The following is a 16,173-nucleotide window of genomic DNA, read 5'->3' as shown; positions in this document are numbered from 1 at the left end:
GCATAGGCGACCGGCGGCGGAGCGTAGGCGACCGGCACGTCGTCGATGTAATCCTCCGAGATGTACGCGGGCGGACCAGCCATTCGTTGCGGATAGTAATACCAGACGCCACCGACGTCCCACCACCAGCCGGAGCGGCCGTTGCGGACTTCGTGGCGCCAGCGTCCGCCGTCCCAGGCGCGATTGCCGCGATAAGTGTGTCCACCCCAGTCTCGCGCCGGGGCAGGACCGCGCGCATGACGTCCCGGCGGGGGGCCGCCGGCATCGTGCCCGCGAGGACCCGCATGGGGCTGGCCGCCGGGCTGAGCGGGCCGGGCCGCCTGCTGGGGCGGAGGGCCCTTGCGCATGTTCTGATTGGCCTGAGGCGGCGCGCCTGCAGCTGGCCCGGCCGACGGCTGGCCGGCATCTCTCGGCGGTCTGGCGTCTTGCGCCTGCGCCGACAGCGCGAGCAGCGACATGGCCGAAACCACGGGAATGACAATTTTCATGCGCTTGGACGCACTCATGCGTGCTCGCCCCCTGCTCTCTTCTCTCGATGGCCGTGGTCCCGGGCGCGATCGGCGAATCGCCGCGCTCCGAGCTGATGCCGGCCGAAACAACTGCCCTGCTTGATCGGCTAAGTCCCGTTACAAATGATTAAGATCACGGCATTTTTTCGGCCCTGCGGGGCACGCCGGAGCGCGCCTAGCGAACCGGCTCGATCACGTTGCAGTTGCTTCGCCCGGACATCAGGCAGTCCTGCATCTTGCTGGCTGCCGTGAGATTCCGCGTGAGCCACCAGCCGACGGCCAGGATCACGATCGCAATGATCAATCCGGCGATTGCGCCCCGGCGGTTGTCACCGGACTGCCGATTGGGCTGACGGTTCGGTCGAGGATTGGGCCCCTCGCCGGGTTCGGATCTGGTTTCTGGCTTCGACATGGCGGTCGCACTGACGAGCCGGCTTTTATCACCTCTGCGGCGTCGCGTCACATCCCGATCAGCCCGTCCAATTCAGCCTCGGGTCGGCGGAATCGCATCCTTGCGCGAGGTTTCGACCGCTGGAATGGCCTGCTGGACCCGCGGCGCGCAGCTCGTCAGCACGAATGCGGTCTGGGTGCATTCCCAATCCGCGCCCAACACGGCACTTTCAACGGGCTGCGGACGAGCGAGCAGCAGCGCGGCCCCGGCCACGCCTGCGAGGGCGAAAGCGATTGCGAGCGCCTTCAGACTTGGTTTTGAGATCATCATGCCCGTACTCCGTCTCGTATCGGGGGGACGCTAGGCGTCGCCCTCGTGCTCCCTTATGAGGGACATCACAATTCGGCAGTTTTTCCGGGCTACGAGAGATCGTCGGGGTGGGCGATTTGTCGTCGACCTGATCGGCTGCGAATATAGGTGGCTTCGCGACGCGCGCCGATGTACACGCTTCTGCGTCGCGTGGCGCCTGCTATGCCCAGCCGACTTACCAACAGGCAGCGATGTAGGATCGAAAGCGAGGAAGACAAGGCTCGTCGATGAGTGGATTCAGGGAACCCGGCTTCACAGACCGGCAAAAGGCAGCGCAGGACGCTCGCAAGAATCTGTTGAACAAATTCAAGTCGCAGCCGGGTCCCGATGATCCGGCCGTTGCGGCTCGCCGCGCCGAGCGCGAGGCCCTCGCTGCCAAGCGCGCCGAGGCCAAGGCCGCGCGCGAAGCCGAGAAGGCCGAGCAGAAGCGCCGCGAGGAAGAAGCCAAGGCGGCCGAAGCCGAGCGGATCGCACGCGAGGCCCAGGAAACCGCCGAACGGCTGGCGGCGCTCGAAGCCGAGCAGAAGGCCAAGCGCGACGCCCGCTACGCGGCCCGCAAGGCCAAGCGCAAGTAAGGCGCGCTGGTCACGTTCAATTGTAATTGAACGAAAGCCCCGGAGGCGGCCCCAAAGGCCGCCGCGGGAATGCACGGGCGCCGAAGACGGGCGCCACGCGTGACGGCGAAGGATCAATTCTTCTTCATCATCCCGTCGTCCTTCTTCATGCCGTCCTTCGACATGTGATCCTTCTTCATGCCGTCGTCCTTGGACATGGTGTCCTTCTTCATCATGCCGTCCTTGGACATCGTGTCCTTTTTCATCATGCCATCGTCCTTGCCCATCTTGTCCTGAGCAAAAGCGGCCGGCGCAAACGCGAGGCCGAGCGAGAGAGCGGCAGCCGAGACGCCGAGCACGATGCGGGTGCGAGTGGTCATGGTTCATCTTCCCTTCGAGATGGTGTTGTCAGCGACGGACGCCGCTATTCAATCTCGACGAATCGTCAGCCGGCGTCGTTACGCCACCCGCCGATAAATTTCCGCGAGCCCTATCGGTCGTGCGACGTGATCCCCACGCGCAACCAGAAAGTGTGCAGCGCAGCACGGCCGGCACTTGCCGAGGCATTGGGTCTCGAACTATCAGATGAGAGACTATCGGGTGAAAGATCGGCTCGGATGGGCCTACGGACCGGTCTCGCAGACTCAAGCCCAACCCAAGCAAACAAGAAGCGTCCGAGGAAATCCCATCATGCTCACGCGCCGCCATCTGCTCGCGACCGCTGTCGCGGCACCCGCCATCCTTCGCTTCGGCACCGGCACCGCGCAGGCCGCGACCACGCTGAAGATCTCGCACCAGTTCCCGGGCGGCACCATCGACAAGGGCGATTTCCGCGACCGGCTCTGCCGCATGTTCGCCGCCGAGGTCGCCAAGCGCAGCAATGGCGACATCGCTGCCGAGATCTACCCGAACTCCTCGCTGATCAAGACCAACGCGCAGTTCTCCGCGATGCGCAAGGGCGCGCTCGACATCAGCCTCTATCCGATGCCCTATGCCGGCGGCGAGGTGCCGGAAACCAATATCGGCCTGATGCCGGGCCTCGTGACCACCTACGACCAGGGCCTGCGCTGGAAGAAGGAGCCGGTCGGCAAGGCGCTGACCGATTTCCTTGCCGACAAGGGCATCATCCTGCTCACCTGGGTCTGGCAGGCCGGCGGCGTCGCCAGCCGCTCCAAGCCGATCGTCGCGCCCGAGGATGCCAAGGGCATGAAGGTGCGCGGCGGCTCGCGCGAGATGGACATGGTGCTTCAGACCGCGGGCGCCTCGGTGCTGTCGGTGCCGTCGAACGAAATCTACGCGGCGATGCAGACCGGCGCCTGCGATGCCGGCATCACCTCCTCGACCAGCCTGATCTCGTTCCGCCTCGAAGAGGTCGCCAAATCGCTGACGTCAGGCGCCGGAACGTCCTACTGGTTCATGCTCGAGCCGCTGATGATGTCGAAGGCGATCTTCGACAAGCTGCCGAAGAACCACCAGGATATCCTGCTCGCGGTCGGCACCGAGCTCGAGGCCTTCGGCCGCAAGGGCGCGCAGGACGACGACATCGAGGTCGCCAAGGTCTATGAGAAGGCCGGCGCCAAGGTCTCTCCGCTCGACGCCGCGACCGTCGGCAAGTGGCGCGACATCGCCCGCGACACCGCCTGGAAGGACTACAGCGGCAAGACCGCGACCGCTGCGAACCTGCTCAAGCTCGCCATCGACGTTGCGGCATGAGCCACGGTCCGCTTCCGGATCGTGACGCCCCATCGAGCGCTGCCGCAGGGACCGGCCTTGCGGCGACGATCGATCGTGGTCTCGCCGTCCTCCACAGCATCATCGTCGTGTTCGCCGCGATCGCGCTGGTCGCGGCCTGTGCCATCCTGAGCTACAGCGTGCTCAGCCGCGCTCTCTACAAGGCCGCCAATTACTGGCAGGACGAGGCGGCCGTGTTTCTGCTGGTCGGCGCCACCTTCATGACGGCGGCCTATGTGCAGCAGAACCGCGGCCATATCGGCATCGAGGCCTTTGTCGGCCTGCTCTCGCCGCTCGCGAACCGGATCAGGCTCTGGCTGGTCGACGCCGCCACCTTTCTGTTCTGCGCTTTCTTCACCTGGAAATCCTGGACGCTGGCGCACGAGGCCTATGTCGATGGCCAGGTCTCGAACTCGATGTGGTCGCCGCCGCTCGCCATTCCCTATACGCTGATGGCGCTCGGCATGAGCCTGCTCTGCATCCAGATCCTCGTGCAGCTTGCGCTGCCTTTCACCGGAGCCCGGCGGCCATGAGCGTCTTCGGTATCGGCCTCGCTTATGGGATCGTGACGCTGCTCGTGATGTTTTCGGGCATGCCGATTGCATTCGCGCTCGGCGCGGTCGCGGTCGCGTTCATGGCGATCTATATGCCTGCCGCGTCGCTCGATACGGTGACGCAGAACGTCTACGAGGAAATGGCCTCGATCACGCTGCTGTCGATCCCACTCTTCATCCTGAAGGGCGCCGCGATCGGCAAGTCCCGCGCCGGCCAGGATCTCTATCTGGCGCTGCATGCCTGGCTGCACCGCGTGCCCGGCGGCCTCGGCGTCGCCAACGTGTTCGCCTGTGCGCTGTTCGCGGCCATGGCGGGCTCAAGCCCAGCGACCTGCTCGGCGATCGGCTCGGCCGGCATCCCCGAGATGCGCAAGCGCGGCTATTCCGGCGGCTTCGCCGCCGGCATCATCGCGGCAGGCGGCACGCTCGGCATCCTGCTGCCGCCCTCGATCACGATGATCCTGTTCGCGGTCGCCGCCGAGAAGTCGCTTGGGCGGCTGTTCCTCGCCGGCATCGGTCCCGGCCTGCTGCTGGTCTTCCTGTTCGGCGCCTATGCCGTCGTTCGCTTCCGACAGGAATATGCCGCCGCCGAAGCGGCTTACAAGAATGGCGGACCGGAGGCTCCGATCCTGCATCGTGACGAGTACACGCTCGCCGAACGCTTCAGCGTGCTGCCGCGGGTGATCCCGTTCGTGCTGCTGCTGACCGGCGTCATGGTCGCGCTCTATGGCGGCTACGCCACGCCGTCGGAGACGGCCGGCCTCGGCGGCCTGCTCGCGCTGGCGCTGATTGCCGCGATCTACAGCGTGTGGCGGCCGAGCGACCTCGCTCCGATCATGAAGTCGACGATCCGGGAATCGACCATGCTGATGATGATCATCGGCATGTCGCTGCTCTACTCCTACGTGATGAGCTATCTGCACATCTCGCAATCGGTCGCCGAATCCATCGTCGCCATGCACCTGCCGCGCTGGGAGCTGCTGTTCGCGATCCTCGTCATGGTCGTCGTGCTGGGCTTCTTCCTGCCGCCAGTCTCGATCATCCTGATGACGGCGCCGATCATCCTGCCGCCGTTACGCGCCGCCAATTTCGACATCATCTGGTTCGGCGTGGTCATGACCATCGTGATGGAGATGGGGCTGATCCATCCCCCTGTCGGCCTCAACATCTTCGTCATCCGCAACGTCGCACCGGACATTCCGCTCAGCGAGGTGATCTGGGGCACCCTGCCCTTCGTGCTGTTGATGATGCTCGCCGTGCTGCTGCTGTGCTTCTTCCCGGGCATCTCGACCGGGCTGCCGGATCTGGTGATGGGGCCGGACGGAAGCAGGTAGCGGCAATCGCAACTGCCGTAGGGCGGGTTAGACCTGCGGCTGCGCGAAGCGCAGTCGCCGGGCGTAACCCCCCTACGATTTCTCCTTGCGCCGCGACCGCGGCGCGTTCGCAACGACCTGCAACAGATCCTTCCGCACGGCCTCGATGTGCCGCTCCAGGAAGCGGCAGGCCTCCTCCACCTTCTGCGCGCGGCAGAGCGCGATCAGATGGGCGTGCTCCTTCTCCGCTGTCCCCATCGCCTTTGTATTGGAGAGCTGCAGGCGGGTATAGCGGTCGCTGGTCTGGAGCAGTGACAACACGATCGCCCGCGTGCGCGGCTGCGGCGCGTGGACGTAGAGCGCCATGTGGAAGTCGGCGTTCAGCTGGCCCCAGTCGCTGACGTTCCTCGCCTTGATCGCCTTCTCGAATCTCTTGTGGATGTCGTCGAGCCCGTCGAAATCCTCCGCGCTGAAGCGCGGCGCCGATTGCGCGAGCAGGCGTGGCTCGAGGATGCAGCGCAGGTCGAAAACATCATTGATCTCGTCCAGTGACAGCTCCGAGACGATGGCGCCCTTCTGCGGCACGATGCGCACCAGGCCTTCGGCCTCGAGCTGGAACAGCGCTTCGCGGACGGGAATGCGACTGACGCCATAGGCCTCGCCAAGCGCATCCTGACGCAACTGCGATCCCGCCGGATAGGTGCCGTCGAGGATCGCCTGCCGGAGCTGGTCGACGATCGCAGCCGACAGGGTGCGATGCTTCAGAGGCTGTTTCATCTGACCTTCCGACTTCCCTTTTCGACTCATCCGGCCGAAGCGGTCTCTCTCTTGCATGGTGAAGCGCCCGGCAAAAGCCGAGTGCGCACAAAAACCGGGTGCCCAGCAAAAGCGCGTCCTGCCGCCGAATTGACCGCAAACTCCGTTTGACTCCCAAAATGTATAAATTATACATTTAGCAATCGCACGACAAATCTTCGGGGTTGGGTCCTCTTTCATGATCGAGCAGACGATGCCGGCCACGCGTGCATTCAGCGTCCGACGCATGGTCGTTCGCGCGTCGGGCGCCCTGCTCGCGGTCGAGCGCCTCGCGCTGATGGGGCTGATGTACCTGCTTACCGGATTGATCCTGGTGAACGTCGTCACCCGCTACTCGCATTTCCCGATCTACTGGATCGACGAATCCGCGGTCTATTGCGTGGTCTGGCTGACCTTCATCGGCGCCTCCGCGATGACGCGGCTGCGGCTCGATTTCGCGGTCACCATGCTGACGGAACGCCTGTCGCCACAGCATCAGAAGCTCGCCAAGGTGATCTCGACCGGCCTCGTCGTCGTGTTCGGCATCGCCCTGATCGTGACTTGCGTGCTCTGGATGGACCCGATCGGGCTTGCGCGTGCCGGCTTCGACGGGCGCAGGCTCGCCGCCGAAACCTTCAACTTCCTCTACACCGAGCGCACCCAGACGCTGAACTGGCCGACATGGGTGCTCTATCTGACGCTGCCGATCTTCGCGGTGTCGATGACCATCCACGGCCTCGCCAATCTGCTTGAAGATCTCGAGCTGGTCCCGCGCACGCCGCCGAAAGGTTTCCAACTCTCCGAGCTGGACGGGGTCAACTGATGATCACGTCAGCGGCTTTCATGGCGTTCATGCTGGTCGGCGTCCCGATCGGCCTCTGCCTGTGCCTCGCCGGCCTCGTCTATATCGCCGCGTCCGGCAATCCCGTGCTGTTCCAGTCCTATCCGCTCCAGCTGTTCGGCGGCGTCGACAGCTATGGCCTGATCGCCATCCCGCTCTTCATCCTGATCGGCGAGATCATGAACGGCGGCGGCATCACACGGCGCATCGTCGACATGGCCATGGCCTTCGTCGGCTCGCTCAAGGGCGGGCTCGCCTACGTCAACATCCTCGCCAACATGTTCATCTCATCGATCCTGGGATCTGCGACGGCGCAGGTTGCGATCATGGCCCAGATCATGGTTCCGGAGATGGAGAAGAAGGGCTACGACAAGACCTTCGCAGCCGGACTGACCGCCTATGGCGGCATGCTCGGCCCGATCATCCCGCCGTCGGTGATGTTCGTGGTCTACAGCGTGCTGGCGCAGGTTTCGGTCAGCGACATGCTGATCGCCGGCATCGTGCCCGGCGTCATTCTCACGGTGATGTTCTGCCTCGTCATCGCGCTGATGGGCTACGTCTACAACTATCCGCGCGCGGACTATCAGACGCCGCGCCAGCGGGTCATGACGATCCTGCGGACCTCGCCGACGCTGCTGATCCCGATCGTCATCGTCGGCACCATTCTCGGCGGCCTCGCGAACGCGACCGAATCCGCGGCCGTCGGCGCGGTCGCCGCCGCGCTGGTCGGAAAGTTCTGGACCAAGGAGTTCGAATTCTCCCAGCTGCCGCAGATGATGCTGCGCAGCGCGATCTATTCGGCGATCGTGTTGTTCCTGGTGGCGGCCGCGGCGGTGTTCTCCTGGGTCCTGATCTTCGGCAAGGTGCCGCAGGAGACCGCCGCCTGGATCCAGACCGCCGCCAAGGATCCGGTCAGCTTCATGCTGATCTGCAACGTCATCCTGCTGCTGATCGGCACGGTGATCGACGGCATTCCCGGCCTGATCATGACGGTGCCGATCAGCAGCAGGATGACGTTGCAGATCAGCATCACATCGATCCCAGGCATTTCGGCGTCGTGGTGGTGATCAACCTGGTGCTCGGCCTGCTGTCGCCACCCGTCGGGCTCTGCTTCTTCGTTGCAGCCGCCGTCACGGGCGCCAAGCCCGGCAAGATGTTCATGGTGACGCTGCCCTTCTTCGTCATCTCCTGCGTCCTCCTCGTGCTGCTCTCGCTCTATCCGTCGCTCTCGCTGATCCTCGTCAAATAGGCCATCCAATAGGAGCCCGACCATGCCGCTTTCTCGCCGCCGCTTTCTCGCCGCCAGCGCCGCCGCCTCGGTGTTTGCCCCGTCGCTGGCGCTCGCCCAGGCCAAGGAATTCCGCCTCGGCCTGATCACGCCCAACGGCCATTCCTGGAACAAGGCCGCGCTCAAATTCGGCGAGGATCTCAAGTCCGCGACCAACGGCCGCCTGACCCTGACCGTGTTCCACTCCGGCCAGCTCGGCAACGAGACCGCGATGATGCAGCAATTGCAGTCCGGAGCGCTCGACATGGGCTTCATCCAGGCTGCCGAGCTCGGCTCGCGCGTGCCGCACATCGCCGCGATCAACGCGCCCTACATCGTCCGCTCGACGCCCGCGGTCGCAAAGTTTGTGCGGCATCCGGCGGCGGTGAAGCTGTTCGACGTGCTGCCGCAGGAGACCGGCACCATCGGGCTCGGCTGGGGCATCACCGGCATGCGCGCGGTGTTCTCGTCGAAGGATCTGCACTCGCTCGCCGACATCAAGGGCATGAAGCTGCGCATCAACCCGACGCCGGTCTATCGCGACTTCTATTCTTCGCTCGGCGCTGCGCCGACCCCGATCCCGACACCGCAGGTGTTCGACGCCATGGCGAACGGCCAAGTCGACGGCCTCGAGGCCGATCTCGAATTCTCCTGGAATCAGCGCTTCGACAAGGTGTCGAAGGTTATCCTCCAGATGAACGCCGTCTTCATGCCGATGGCGGCAGTCGTCTCCGGCCGAGTCTGGCAGTCGCTGCCCGCAGCCGACCGCGAACTGATCACCAAGACCATCAAGTCGACGCTGGACGCGCAGATCGACGAGCTTGCCGGCAACGAGCCCACGCTGATCCAGAACTTCAAGAACGCGCCGATCCCGATCCGCCAGGTCGACGCCAAGGACACCGAGGCCGTCATCGCCGAGTTCGACAAGATCTGGCTGCCGAAAGCCCCCGTCCTCGCCGAGCTGCGCAAGGTCGGCGCGACGCTCTGATCCCACCCATCGCCCTCACGTCAATGCCCGGCGGATCGAACGATCCGCCGGCACAATTCCAATCGGAGCCAAACAATGAGCCCACGCATCTCCTGGGAAGGCGTCTTCCCGGCCGTCACCACGCAATTCAATGACGACCTCTCGCTCAACATCGACGCGACCGCCAAGGTCATGGACGGGTTGATCCGCGACGGCGTTTCCGGCCTGATCGTCTGCGGCTCGGTCGGCGAGAATACCTCGCTCGAGCGCAAGGAAAAGGTCGCAATCATGGAAGCGGCGAAGTCGGTCGCGGCCGGCCGGGTGCCCGTGCTCTGCGGCATTGCCGAGTTCACCACGGCCTTTGCGGTCGAGACCGCGAAGGAAGCCGCGCGCATCGGCATCGACGGCGTGATGGTGATGCCGGCGCTGGTCTATTCCTCCAAGCCACACGAGACCGCTGCGCATTTCCGCGCCGTCGCCTCGGCGACCGACCTGCCGGTGATGCTCTACAACAATCCGCCGATCTACAAGAACGACGTCACCCCCGACATCCTGGCCTCGCTCGCCGACGTCGAGACCGTCGTCTGCTTCAAGGACTCCTCCGGCGACACCCGGCGCTTCATCGACACCCGCAACATGGTCGGCGACCGCTTCGTGCTGTTCGCGGGCCTCGACGACGTCATCGTCGAGAGCGTCGCCATGGGCGCGGTGGGCTGGGTCTCCGGCATGTCGAATGCCTTCCCGCGCGAGGGCGAGACGCTGTTCCGCCTCGCCAAGGCGGGACGCTTCGCCGAGGCGATGCCGCTCTACGAATGGTTCATGCCGCTCTTGCATCTCGATGCACGCCCGGACCTCGTCCAGTGCATCAAGCTTTGCGAGCACATCATGGGCCGCGGCACCGCGCTGACCCGCCCGCCCCGCCTCGCACTGCTGCCGCAGGAAAAGGCCGAGGTCGAGGCCATGATGGCCAAGGCGCTGAAGAACCGTCCGCGCCTGCCGGATGTCGGCCTGAAGGCGGCTTGATTGTTCCTAATTCGTAGGGTGGGTTAGACCTGCGATTGCGCAACGCGCAATTGCAGGTCTAACCCACCCTACGAAGCTACGAATTCGCCCGCTTCTTCTTCGCATTCAGCGCGCACGCCACGCGGCTCACGGGCGGCTTGCCCAGCACGCCGCTCATCGCGTTGGTGGCCGCCAGCAGCTTGTCCATATCGACGCCGGTCCTGATGCCCATGCCTTCGAGCATGTAGACGACGTCCTCGGTCGCGACGTTGCCGGTCGCACCGGGAGCGTAGGGACAGCCTCCGAGGCCACCGGCAGCAGAGTCGATGACGCGGACGCCCTCTTCCATCCCTGCGTAGAGGTTGGCGAGCGCCTGGCCGTAGGTGTCGTGGAAATGCATCGCCAGCTTGGCTGCGGGAATGTTGGCCGCAACCGCACGCAGCATCTCCTTGGCCTTATCCGGCGTGCCGACGCCGATGGTGTCGCCGAGCGAGATCTCGTAGCAGCCGAGCTCGACCAGCGTGCTGGCGAGATCGGCCACCGCCTTCGGCTTGATCTCGCCGTCGAACGGGCAGCCGAGCACGCAGGAGATATAGCCGCGCACCTTGACGCCATCGGCTTTGGCGCGCGCCAGCACCGGCTTGAAGCGCTCGATGGACTCCGCGACCGTGCAGTTGATGTTGGCGCGCGAAAACCCTTCCGAGGCCGCCGCGAATACCGAGACGACTTTCGCCCCGGCCGCGCGCGCGGCGTCATAGCCCTTCTCGTTCGGCACCAGCACGTGGAATTCGGCGCCCTGCACGTGGCTGACGCCGCGCAACACCGCGTCCGAGCTTGCCATTTGCGGAATCGCCTTGGGCGACACGAAGGCGCCGACCTCGACCGTATTGAGGCCGGCCGCGACCAGCGCCTCGACGAAGCCGATGCGGGCCTCGACGCTGACCGCGGTCTTCTCGTTCTGAAGGCCGTCACGCGGCCCCATTTCGATGATGCGGACGGGATCGCTCATGTCACTCTCCGGACGGCTCGACCACGGCGAGCTCGACGCCCTCCTGCACGATGTCGCCGACCTTGCATTTGACGGACTTCAACACCCCGGCATAGGGCGCGCGCAGCGTCTGCTCCATCTTCATCACTTCCAGGGTCAGGATCGGGGCGCCCTTGTCGAGCTTCGCTCCTTCCTCGGCCAGCACGGCGACGACGGTGCCCGGCAGGGGCGCCGCGATCTTGTCCTCGCCGGTCTGCTCCTCGCTCTCGCCGCCGAACGGATCGACCCAGTGCAGGTCGAAGCGGCCGTTGCGCGTGCGCAAGTAAAGCTCATGGCCGTCGATCACGGCCGCGACCTGCGATTTCACGCCGTCGAGCGTCAGGTCGAATCCGCCCTCCCTCGCCGCGATCGCGAACGCCAGCTCGCGCTCGCCGATCACCAGCGTCGAAGGGCCGCTGCCGTAATTCAGCGTAATCTTCTGCTCCGGCCCGTGACCGACACGGAAGGCAAAGCTGCGCTGGCGGCGGCCGACCGGCTGCCAGCCAAAGGTCTGCCACGGCGAATTCGCCTGGGCACGTGCAGCCCGCTGTTCCTCGTTGAGGACGGCAGCGACCGCGGCGCAATGCTCGAGCTCGCCGGGTGCCGGCGCGGCCTGTGTCAGGACCGCAAGTTCGCGCTCGATGAAGCCGGTGTCGATCGCATTCGCGCGCACCTTTGGATGCGTCATCAGCGCCGACAGGAACGGGATGTTCGTCACGATGCCGCGGACGTCGGACTCTTCCAGTCCCCGATTGAGCCGCTCGATCGCGACGTCCCGCGTCGGCGCCCAGGCGATCATCTTGGCCAGCATGGCGTCATAGTAAGGCGACACGCTGTCGCCCTCGCGATAGCCGGCGTCGATGCGCAAGCCTCCGGTTTCCGCCGGCAGCCGCCAGGTGGAGATCCTGCCAACGGATGGCATGAAGTTCTTGGTCGGGTTCTCGGCGTAGACGCGCGCCTCGACCGCATGGCCGTTGAGCCGGATCTCGTCCTGCTTCAGCGGCAGCGCCTCGCCGAAGGCGACGCGCAGCTGCCATTCGACGAGGTCGATGCCCGTGATCAGCTCGGTCACGGGATGCTCGACCTGGAGACGCGTGTTCATCTCGATAAAGAACACGTCCTTCCCGTCGGAGACGAACTCGATGGTGCCGGCGCCGACATAGTTGACGGCCCCTGCTGCCTTTCGTGCAGCGGCGCAGACGGTCTCGCGCTGGGCGGCGTTCAGCGTCGGTGACGGCGCCTCCTCGATCACCTTCTGGTGCCGGCGCTGCAAGGTGCACTCACGCTCGAACAGCGAGAGCAGGTTGCCGTGGCTGTCGCCGATCACCTGCACCTCGATGTGGCGGGGATTGTCGACATACTTCTCGATCAGCATGCGGTCGTCGCCGAATGCCGCCTTGGCCTCGCGCTTGGCGCTGACGATCGCGGGCCCAAGCTCGTCCGCCGAGCGCACGATCCGCATGCCACGTCCGCCTCCGCCGGCGGACGCCTTCACCAGGATGGGGAAGCCGACCTTCTCGGCCGCCTTCGCCAGCGTCGCATCGTCCTGCGCATCGCCGTGATAGCCGGGCACCAACGGCACGCCGGCCTTCTCCATCAGCGCTTTCGAGCCGGATTTCGAGCCCATCGCCGTCATCATGTCGGCGGTCGGGCCGACGAACACGAGCCCCGCTTCAAAGCAGGCCTGCGCGAATTCGGCATTCTCCGACAAGAAGCCATAGCCGGGGTGCACGGCTTCAGCTCCGGTCTTGCGCGCGGCCTCTATCAGCCGCTCGACATTGAGATAGCTGTCGCGGGCACGTGCGGGCCCGAGCAGCACGGCCTCGTCCGCGAGCGCGACATGCATCGCGTCGCGATCGGCCTCCGAATAGACCGCGACCGTGCGCAGACCCATGGCGCGCGCGGTGCGGATGACGCGGCAGGCGATCTCGCCGCGGTTGGCGATCAGGAGCGTGCGAAAACGCCGGTAGAGCTTTGAGCGGTCCATCGCATCACATCCTGAACAGGCCGAATTTCGTCGGCTCGATCGGCGCATTCGACGCCGCCGAGAGGCCGAGGCCGAGCACGAGGCGCGTATCGGCCGGGTCGATCACGCCGTCGTCCCACAGACGCGCCGTCGCATAGTAAGGATGCCCCTGGCTCTCATATTGCGCGCGAATCGGCTCGCGGAACTTGTCTTCCTCTTCCTTCGACCAGCTGTCGCCCTTGGCCTCGATGTTGTCTCGCCGGACCTGGCTCAGGACCATCGAGGCCTGCTCGCCGCCCATCACCGAGATGCGCGCATTCGGCCACATCCAGAGGAAGCGCGGCGAATAGGCGCGGCCGCACATGCCGTAATTGCCGGCGCCATAGGAGCCGCCGATCACGACGGTGAATTTCGGCACCGAGGCGGTCGCAACCGCCGTCACCAGCTTGGCGCCGTCGCGCGCGATGCCGCCGGCCTCGTATTTCTTGCCGACCATGAAGCCGGTGATGTTCTGCAAGAACACCAGCGGAATGCCGCGCTGGCAGCACAGCTCGATGAAATGCGCGCCCTTCAGCGAGCTTTCGCTGAAGAGAATGCCGTTATTGGCGATGATGCCGACCGGATAACCCCAGATATGGGCGAAACCGCAGACCAGCGTCGTGCCGTAGAGCTTCTTGAATTCGTCGAACTCGGAGCCGTCCACTACGCGCGCGATGATGTCGCGCACGTCGAACGGCTTGCGGCCATCGACCGGCACCACGCCATAAATCTCCTCCGCCGCAAACAGCGGTTCGCGCGGCGGATGCATGTTCAGGTTCGGCCGTGCCGGCGGCTTCAACGTCCCGACGATGCGCCGCGCGATGCCGATCGCATGGGCATCGTTCTGGGCATAGTGATCGGTCACGCCAGATTGCCGCGAATGCACGTCGGCGCCGCCGAGTTCCTCCGCGCTGACCACCTCGCCAGTCGCCGCCTTCACCAGCGGCGGGCCGCCGAGGAAGATGGTGCCCTGGTTGCGCACGATGATGCTCTCGTCCGACATCGCGGGGACATAGGCGCCGCCGGCCGTGCAGGAGCCCATGACGATCGCGATCTGCGGAATGCCTTGTGAGGACATCTGCGCCTGGTTGTAGAAGATGCGGCCGAAATGCCGCTCGTCCGGGAAGATCTCGTCCTGCAGCGGCAGAAACGCGCCGCCGGAATCCACCATGTAGACGCAAGGAAGATTGTTCTGTCGCGCGATGTCCTGCGCGCGCAGATGCTTCTTCACCGTCATCGGATAATATGTACCGCCCTTGATGGTGGCGTCGTTGGCGACGATCACGCATTCGCGGCCCGAGATGCGCCCGACCCCGGTGACGACGCTCGCCGAATGCACGTCACCGCCATAAAGGCCATAGGCCGCGAGCGGCGACAGCTCCAGGAAGGAGGTGCCGGGGTCGACCAGCAGGTCGACGCGCTGGCGCGCCAACATCTTGCCGCGCGAGGTGTGGCGGTTGCGCGAGGCCTCGCCGCCGCCGCCGGCGACCTGGCTCAGCTTCTCGCGCAAGTCCGCGACGAGCGCGCGCATGGCCTCGGAATTGCGCGCATAGTCTGATGAAGAAACATCGATGCTGGAATGGAGCGGCATGGTGATTCCAATGAGGTGAACGTTTAAGCCGTCTCGGCCATGAGCTCGCGGCCGATCAGCATGCGGCGAACCTCGGAAGTGCCGGCGCCGATTTCGTAGAGCTTGGCGTCGCGCCACAAACGTCCGACCGGAAATTCGCTGGTATAGCCGACGCCGCCGAGCGCCTGGATCGCCTCGCCCGCCATCCACGTCGCCTTCTCCGCGGAATAGAGGATCGCGGCGGCGGCATCCTTGCGCAAGCTGCGCGCGTGGTCGGCGCGGTCGCAGGCGCGCCCCACGGCATAGACATAGGCGCGCGTGGCCTGCCAGGTCGAATACATATCGGCGAGCTTGCCCTGCATCAGCTGGAAATCGCCGATCGGCTGGCCGAACTGCTTGCGCTCGTGCATGTAGGGAACCACCGCGTCCATGCAGGCCGCCATGATCCCGAGCGGGCCGCCCGAGAGCACCGCGCGCTCGTAATCCAGGCCGGACATTAGCACCTTGACGCCCTCGCCCACCTTGCCGAGCACGTTCTCCTCCGGCACCTCGCACTCGTCGAAGAACAGCGGATAGGTGTTGGAGCCGCGCATGCCGAGTTTGTCGAGATGCTGGCCGTGGGTGAAGCCCTTGAAGCCCTTCTCGATCAGGAAGGCGGTCATGCCGCGCGGGCCGGCGTCAGGATCGGTCTTGGCGTAAACCACCAGCACGTCGGCATCGCCGCCATTGGTGATCCACATCTTGGAGCCGTTGAGCACGTAGCGGTCGCCGCGCTTGTCGGCGCGCAGCTTCATCGAGACGACGTCGGAGCCGGCCCCGGGTTCGGACATCGCCAGCGCGCCGACATGCTCGCCCGAGATCAGCTTCGGCAGGTAGCGCTGGCGTTGCGCATCGTTGCCGTTGCGGCGGATCTGGTTGACGCACAGGTTTGAATGGGCGCCGTAGGACAGCCCGACCGCAGCCGAGCCGCGCGAAATCTCCTCCATGGCGACGATGTGGGCGAGATACCCCATGCTGGAGCCGCCATATTGCTCCGGGGCGGTCATGCCGAGCAGGCCAAGGTCGCCAAAGCGCTTCCAGAGGTCTGCCGGGAACAGGTTTGCCTTCTCGATCTCGGCGGCACGCGGGGTGATCTCCGCCTCCACGAAGGCGCGAAGCGTGTCGCGCAGCAGGCTAATGTCTTCGCCCAGATCGAAATCGATGCTCGGGATGTTCAAGGCGATTTCCTCCGTATTTTGGGGTCCGAACCTAGCGGGGTCCCGGGCCTCTTGCAGTCGA

The 16,173-nt window shown here is 65.1% G+C and carries 15 protein-coding genes and 2 pseudogenes; 8 read left to right on the top strand and 9 right to left on the bottom strand.

Annotation, left to right across the window (positions count from 1 at the left end):
• From AX729_RS05100 to AX729_RS05090, 3 genes and pseudogenes are all read right to left on the bottom strand, one after another.
• Positions 1–506, bottom strand: a pseudogene (locus tag AX729_RS05100) (hypothetical protein); the annotation flags it as partial.
• Between the two features lie 178 nt (positions 507–684).
• Entirely contained in the window at positions 685–921 is a 237-nt protein-coding gene (locus AX729_RS05095) for a DUF2273 domain-containing protein (protein ID WP_061020819.1), read from the bottom strand.
• 72 nt (positions 922–993) lie between these two features.
• Positions 994–1,230 (bottom strand): hypothetical protein, encoded by a 237-nt coding sequence (locus AX729_RS05090; protein ID WP_061020818.1) that lies wholly within the window; start codon positions 1,228–1,230, stop codon positions 994–996.
• Positions 1,231–1,496: 266 nt separating this feature from the next.
• On the opposite strand from AX729_RS05090, the gene AX729_RS05085 reads away from it, so the two are divergent.
• Positions 1,497–1,844: a DUF6481 family protein gene (locus tag AX729_RS05085; protein WP_061020817.1), complete on the top strand. Its 348-nt coding sequence runs from the start codon at positions 1,497–1,499 to the stop codon at positions 1,842–1,844.
• Positions 1,845–1,957: 113 nt separating this feature from the next.
• On the opposite strand, the gene AX729_RS05080 is transcribed toward AX729_RS05085, so the two are convergent.
• Entirely contained in the window at positions 1,958–2,203 is a 246-nt protein-coding gene (locus AX729_RS05080) for a pentapeptide MXKDX repeat protein (RefSeq protein WP_061020816.1), read from the bottom strand.
• A gap of 310 nt (positions 2,204–2,513) precedes the next feature.
• On the opposite strand from AX729_RS05080, the gene AX729_RS05075 reads away from it, so the two are divergent.
• From AX729_RS05075 to AX729_RS05065, 3 genes are read left to right on the top strand one after another with little or no spacing between them, the layout of a single operon-like run.
• Positions 2,514–3,536: a TRAP transporter substrate-binding protein gene (locus AX729_RS05075; RefSeq protein WP_061020815.1), complete on the top strand. Its 1,023-nt coding sequence runs from the start codon at positions 2,514–2,516 to the stop codon at positions 3,534–3,536.
• Positions 3,533–4,087, top strand: a complete 555-nt coding sequence (locus AX729_RS05070) for a TRAP transporter small permease (protein WP_061020814.1) — start codon at positions 3,533–3,535, stop codon at positions 4,085–4,087. Before AX729_RS05075 ends, AX729_RS05070 begins: the two co-directional genes overlap by 4 nt.
• Complete coding sequence (locus AX729_RS05065; protein ID WP_061020813.1) at positions 4,084–5,442, top strand: TRAP transporter large permease; 1,359 nt, start codon at positions 4,084–4,086, stop codon at positions 5,440–5,442. Before AX729_RS05070 ends, AX729_RS05065 begins: the two co-directional genes overlap by 4 nt.
• Positions 5,443–5,514: 72 nt before the next feature.
• Here AX729_RS05065 and AX729_RS05060 read toward each other — a convergent pair whose 3' ends face one another.
• Positions 5,515–6,198 carry a GntR family transcriptional regulator gene (locus AX729_RS05060; protein WP_061020812.1) on the bottom strand — a complete coding sequence of 228 codons (684 nt, stop codon included), beginning with the start codon at positions 6,196–6,198 and terminating at the stop codon, positions 5,515–5,517.
• A 232-nt stretch (positions 6,199–6,430) separates the two neighbouring features.
• Here AX729_RS05060 and AX729_RS05055 point away from each other — a divergent pair, with 232 nt between their 5' ends.
• The 4 genes and pseudogenes from AX729_RS05055 (at position 6,431) to AX729_RS05040 (ending at position 10,314) form a co-directional block, all read left to right on the top strand.
• Positions 6,431–7,039, top strand: a complete 609-nt coding sequence (locus AX729_RS05055) for a TRAP transporter small permease (protein ID WP_061020821.1) — start codon at positions 6,431–6,433, stop codon at positions 7,037–7,039.
• Positions 7,039–8,306: pseudogene (locus AX729_RS05050) on the top strand (TRAP transporter large permease). The gene AX729_RS05055 and the pseudogene AX729_RS05050 overlap by 1 nt, the downstream one beginning before the upstream one ends.
• A gap of 22 nt (positions 8,307–8,328) precedes the next feature.
• Positions 8,329–9,312 (top strand): TRAP transporter substrate-binding protein, encoded by a 984-nt coding sequence (locus tag AX729_RS05045; protein WP_061020811.1) that lies wholly within the window; start codon positions 8,329–8,331, stop codon positions 9,310–9,312.
• Between the two features lie 75 nt (positions 9,313–9,387).
• Positions 9,388–10,314 carry a dihydrodipicolinate synthase family protein gene (locus AX729_RS05040; RefSeq protein ID WP_061020810.1) on the top strand — a complete coding sequence of 309 codons (927 nt, stop codon included), beginning with the start codon at positions 9,388–9,390 and terminating at the stop codon, positions 10,312–10,314.
• Positions 10,315–10,390: 76 nt separating this feature from the next.
• Here the strand turns inward: AX729_RS05040 and AX729_RS05035 are convergent, their stop codons facing one another.
• The 4 genes from AX729_RS05035 to AX729_RS05020 are packed head-to-tail and all read right to left on the bottom strand — an operon-like array spanning position 10,391 to position 16,112.
• Positions 10,391–11,302: a hydroxymethylglutaryl-CoA lyase gene (locus AX729_RS05035; RefSeq protein ID WP_061020809.1), complete on the bottom strand. Its 912-nt coding sequence runs from the start codon at positions 11,300–11,302 to the stop codon at positions 10,391–10,393.
• A 1-nt stretch (position 11,303) separates the two neighbouring features.
• Positions 11,304–13,307, bottom strand: coding sequence for an acetyl/propionyl/methylcrotonyl-CoA carboxylase subunit alpha (locus tag AX729_RS05030; protein WP_061020808.1), 2,004 nt, complete (start codon positions 13,305–13,307; stop codon positions 11,304–11,306).
• Between the two features lie 4 nt (positions 13,308–13,311).
• Positions 13,312–14,916 carry a carboxyl transferase domain-containing protein gene (locus tag AX729_RS05025; RefSeq protein ID WP_061020807.1) on the bottom strand — a complete coding sequence of 535 codons (1,605 nt, stop codon included), beginning with the start codon at positions 14,914–14,916 and terminating at the stop codon, positions 13,312–13,314.
• A gap of 23 nt (positions 14,917–14,939) precedes the next feature.
• Positions 14,940–16,112, bottom strand: a complete 1,173-nt coding sequence (locus AX729_RS05020; protein ID WP_061020806.1) for an isovaleryl-CoA dehydrogenase — start codon at positions 16,110–16,112, stop codon at positions 14,940–14,942.
• Between the last annotated feature and the right edge of the window lie 61 nt (positions 16,113–16,173).

The sequence above is a fragment of the Bradyrhizobium sp. CCH5-F6 genome (assembly GCF_001556045.1).
Lineage (GTDB): Bacteria > Pseudomonadota > Alphaproteobacteria > Rhizobiales > Xanthobacteraceae > Bradyrhizobium.
This window is presented reverse-complemented; position numbering and strand designations above follow the sequence as displayed.

What these genes read in the sequence shown, in the direction of transcription:
- AX729_RS05045 (WP_061020811.1), top strand. Translation starts at nt 8,329, where the DNA reads ATGCCGCTTTCTCGCCGCCGCTTTCTCGCCGCCAGCGCCGCCGCCTCG.
- AX729_RS05055 (WP_061020821.1), top strand. Translation starts at nt 6,431, where the DNA reads ATGCCGGCCACGCGTGCATTCAGCGTCCGACGCATGGTCGTTCGCGCG.
- AX729_RS05085 (WP_061020817.1), top strand. Translation starts at nt 1,497, where the DNA reads ATGAGTGGATTCAGGGAACCCGGCTTCACAGACCGGCAAAAGGCAGCG.
- AX729_RS05040 (WP_061020810.1), top strand. Translation starts at nt 9,388, where the DNA reads ATGAGCCCACGCATCTCCTGGGAAGGCGTCTTCCCGGCCGTCACCACG.
- AX729_RS05060 (WP_061020812.1), bottom strand. Translation starts at nt 6,198, where the DNA reads ATGAAACAGCCTCTGAAGCATCGCACCCTGTCGGCTGCGATCGTCGAC.
- AX729_RS05075 (WP_061020815.1), top strand. Translation starts at nt 2,514, where the DNA reads ATGCTCACGCGCCGCCATCTGCTCGCGACCGCTGTCGCGGCACCCGCC.
- AX729_RS05090 (WP_061020818.1), bottom strand. Translation starts at nt 1,230, where the DNA reads ATGATGATCTCAAAACCAAGTCTGAAGGCGCTCGCAATCGCTTTCGCC.
- AX729_RS05070 (WP_061020814.1), top strand. Translation starts at nt 3,533, where the DNA reads ATGAGCCACGGTCCGCTTCCGGATCGTGACGCCCCATCGAGCGCTGCC.
- AX729_RS05030 (WP_061020808.1), bottom strand. Translation starts at nt 13,307, where the DNA reads ATGGACCGCTCAAAGCTCTACCGGCGTTTTCGCACGCTCCTGATCGCC.
- AX729_RS05035 (WP_061020809.1), bottom strand. Translation starts at nt 11,302, where the DNA reads ATGAGCGATCCCGTCCGCATCATCGAAATGGGGCCGCGTGACGGCCTT.
- AX729_RS05095 (WP_061020819.1), bottom strand. Translation starts at nt 921, where the DNA reads ATGTCGAAGCCAGAAACCAGATCCGAACCCGGCGAGGGGCCCAATCCT.
- AX729_RS05080 (WP_061020816.1), bottom strand. Translation starts at nt 2,203, where the DNA reads ATGACCACTCGCACCCGCATCGTGCTCGGCGTCTCGGCTGCCGCTCTC.
- AX729_RS05065 (WP_061020813.1), top strand. Translation starts at nt 4,084, where the DNA reads ATGAGCGTCTTCGGTATCGGCCTCGCTTATGGGATCGTGACGCTGCTC.
- AX729_RS05025 (WP_061020807.1), bottom strand. Translation starts at nt 14,916, where the DNA reads ATGCCGCTCCATTCCAGCATCGATGTTTCTTCATCAGACTATGCGCGC.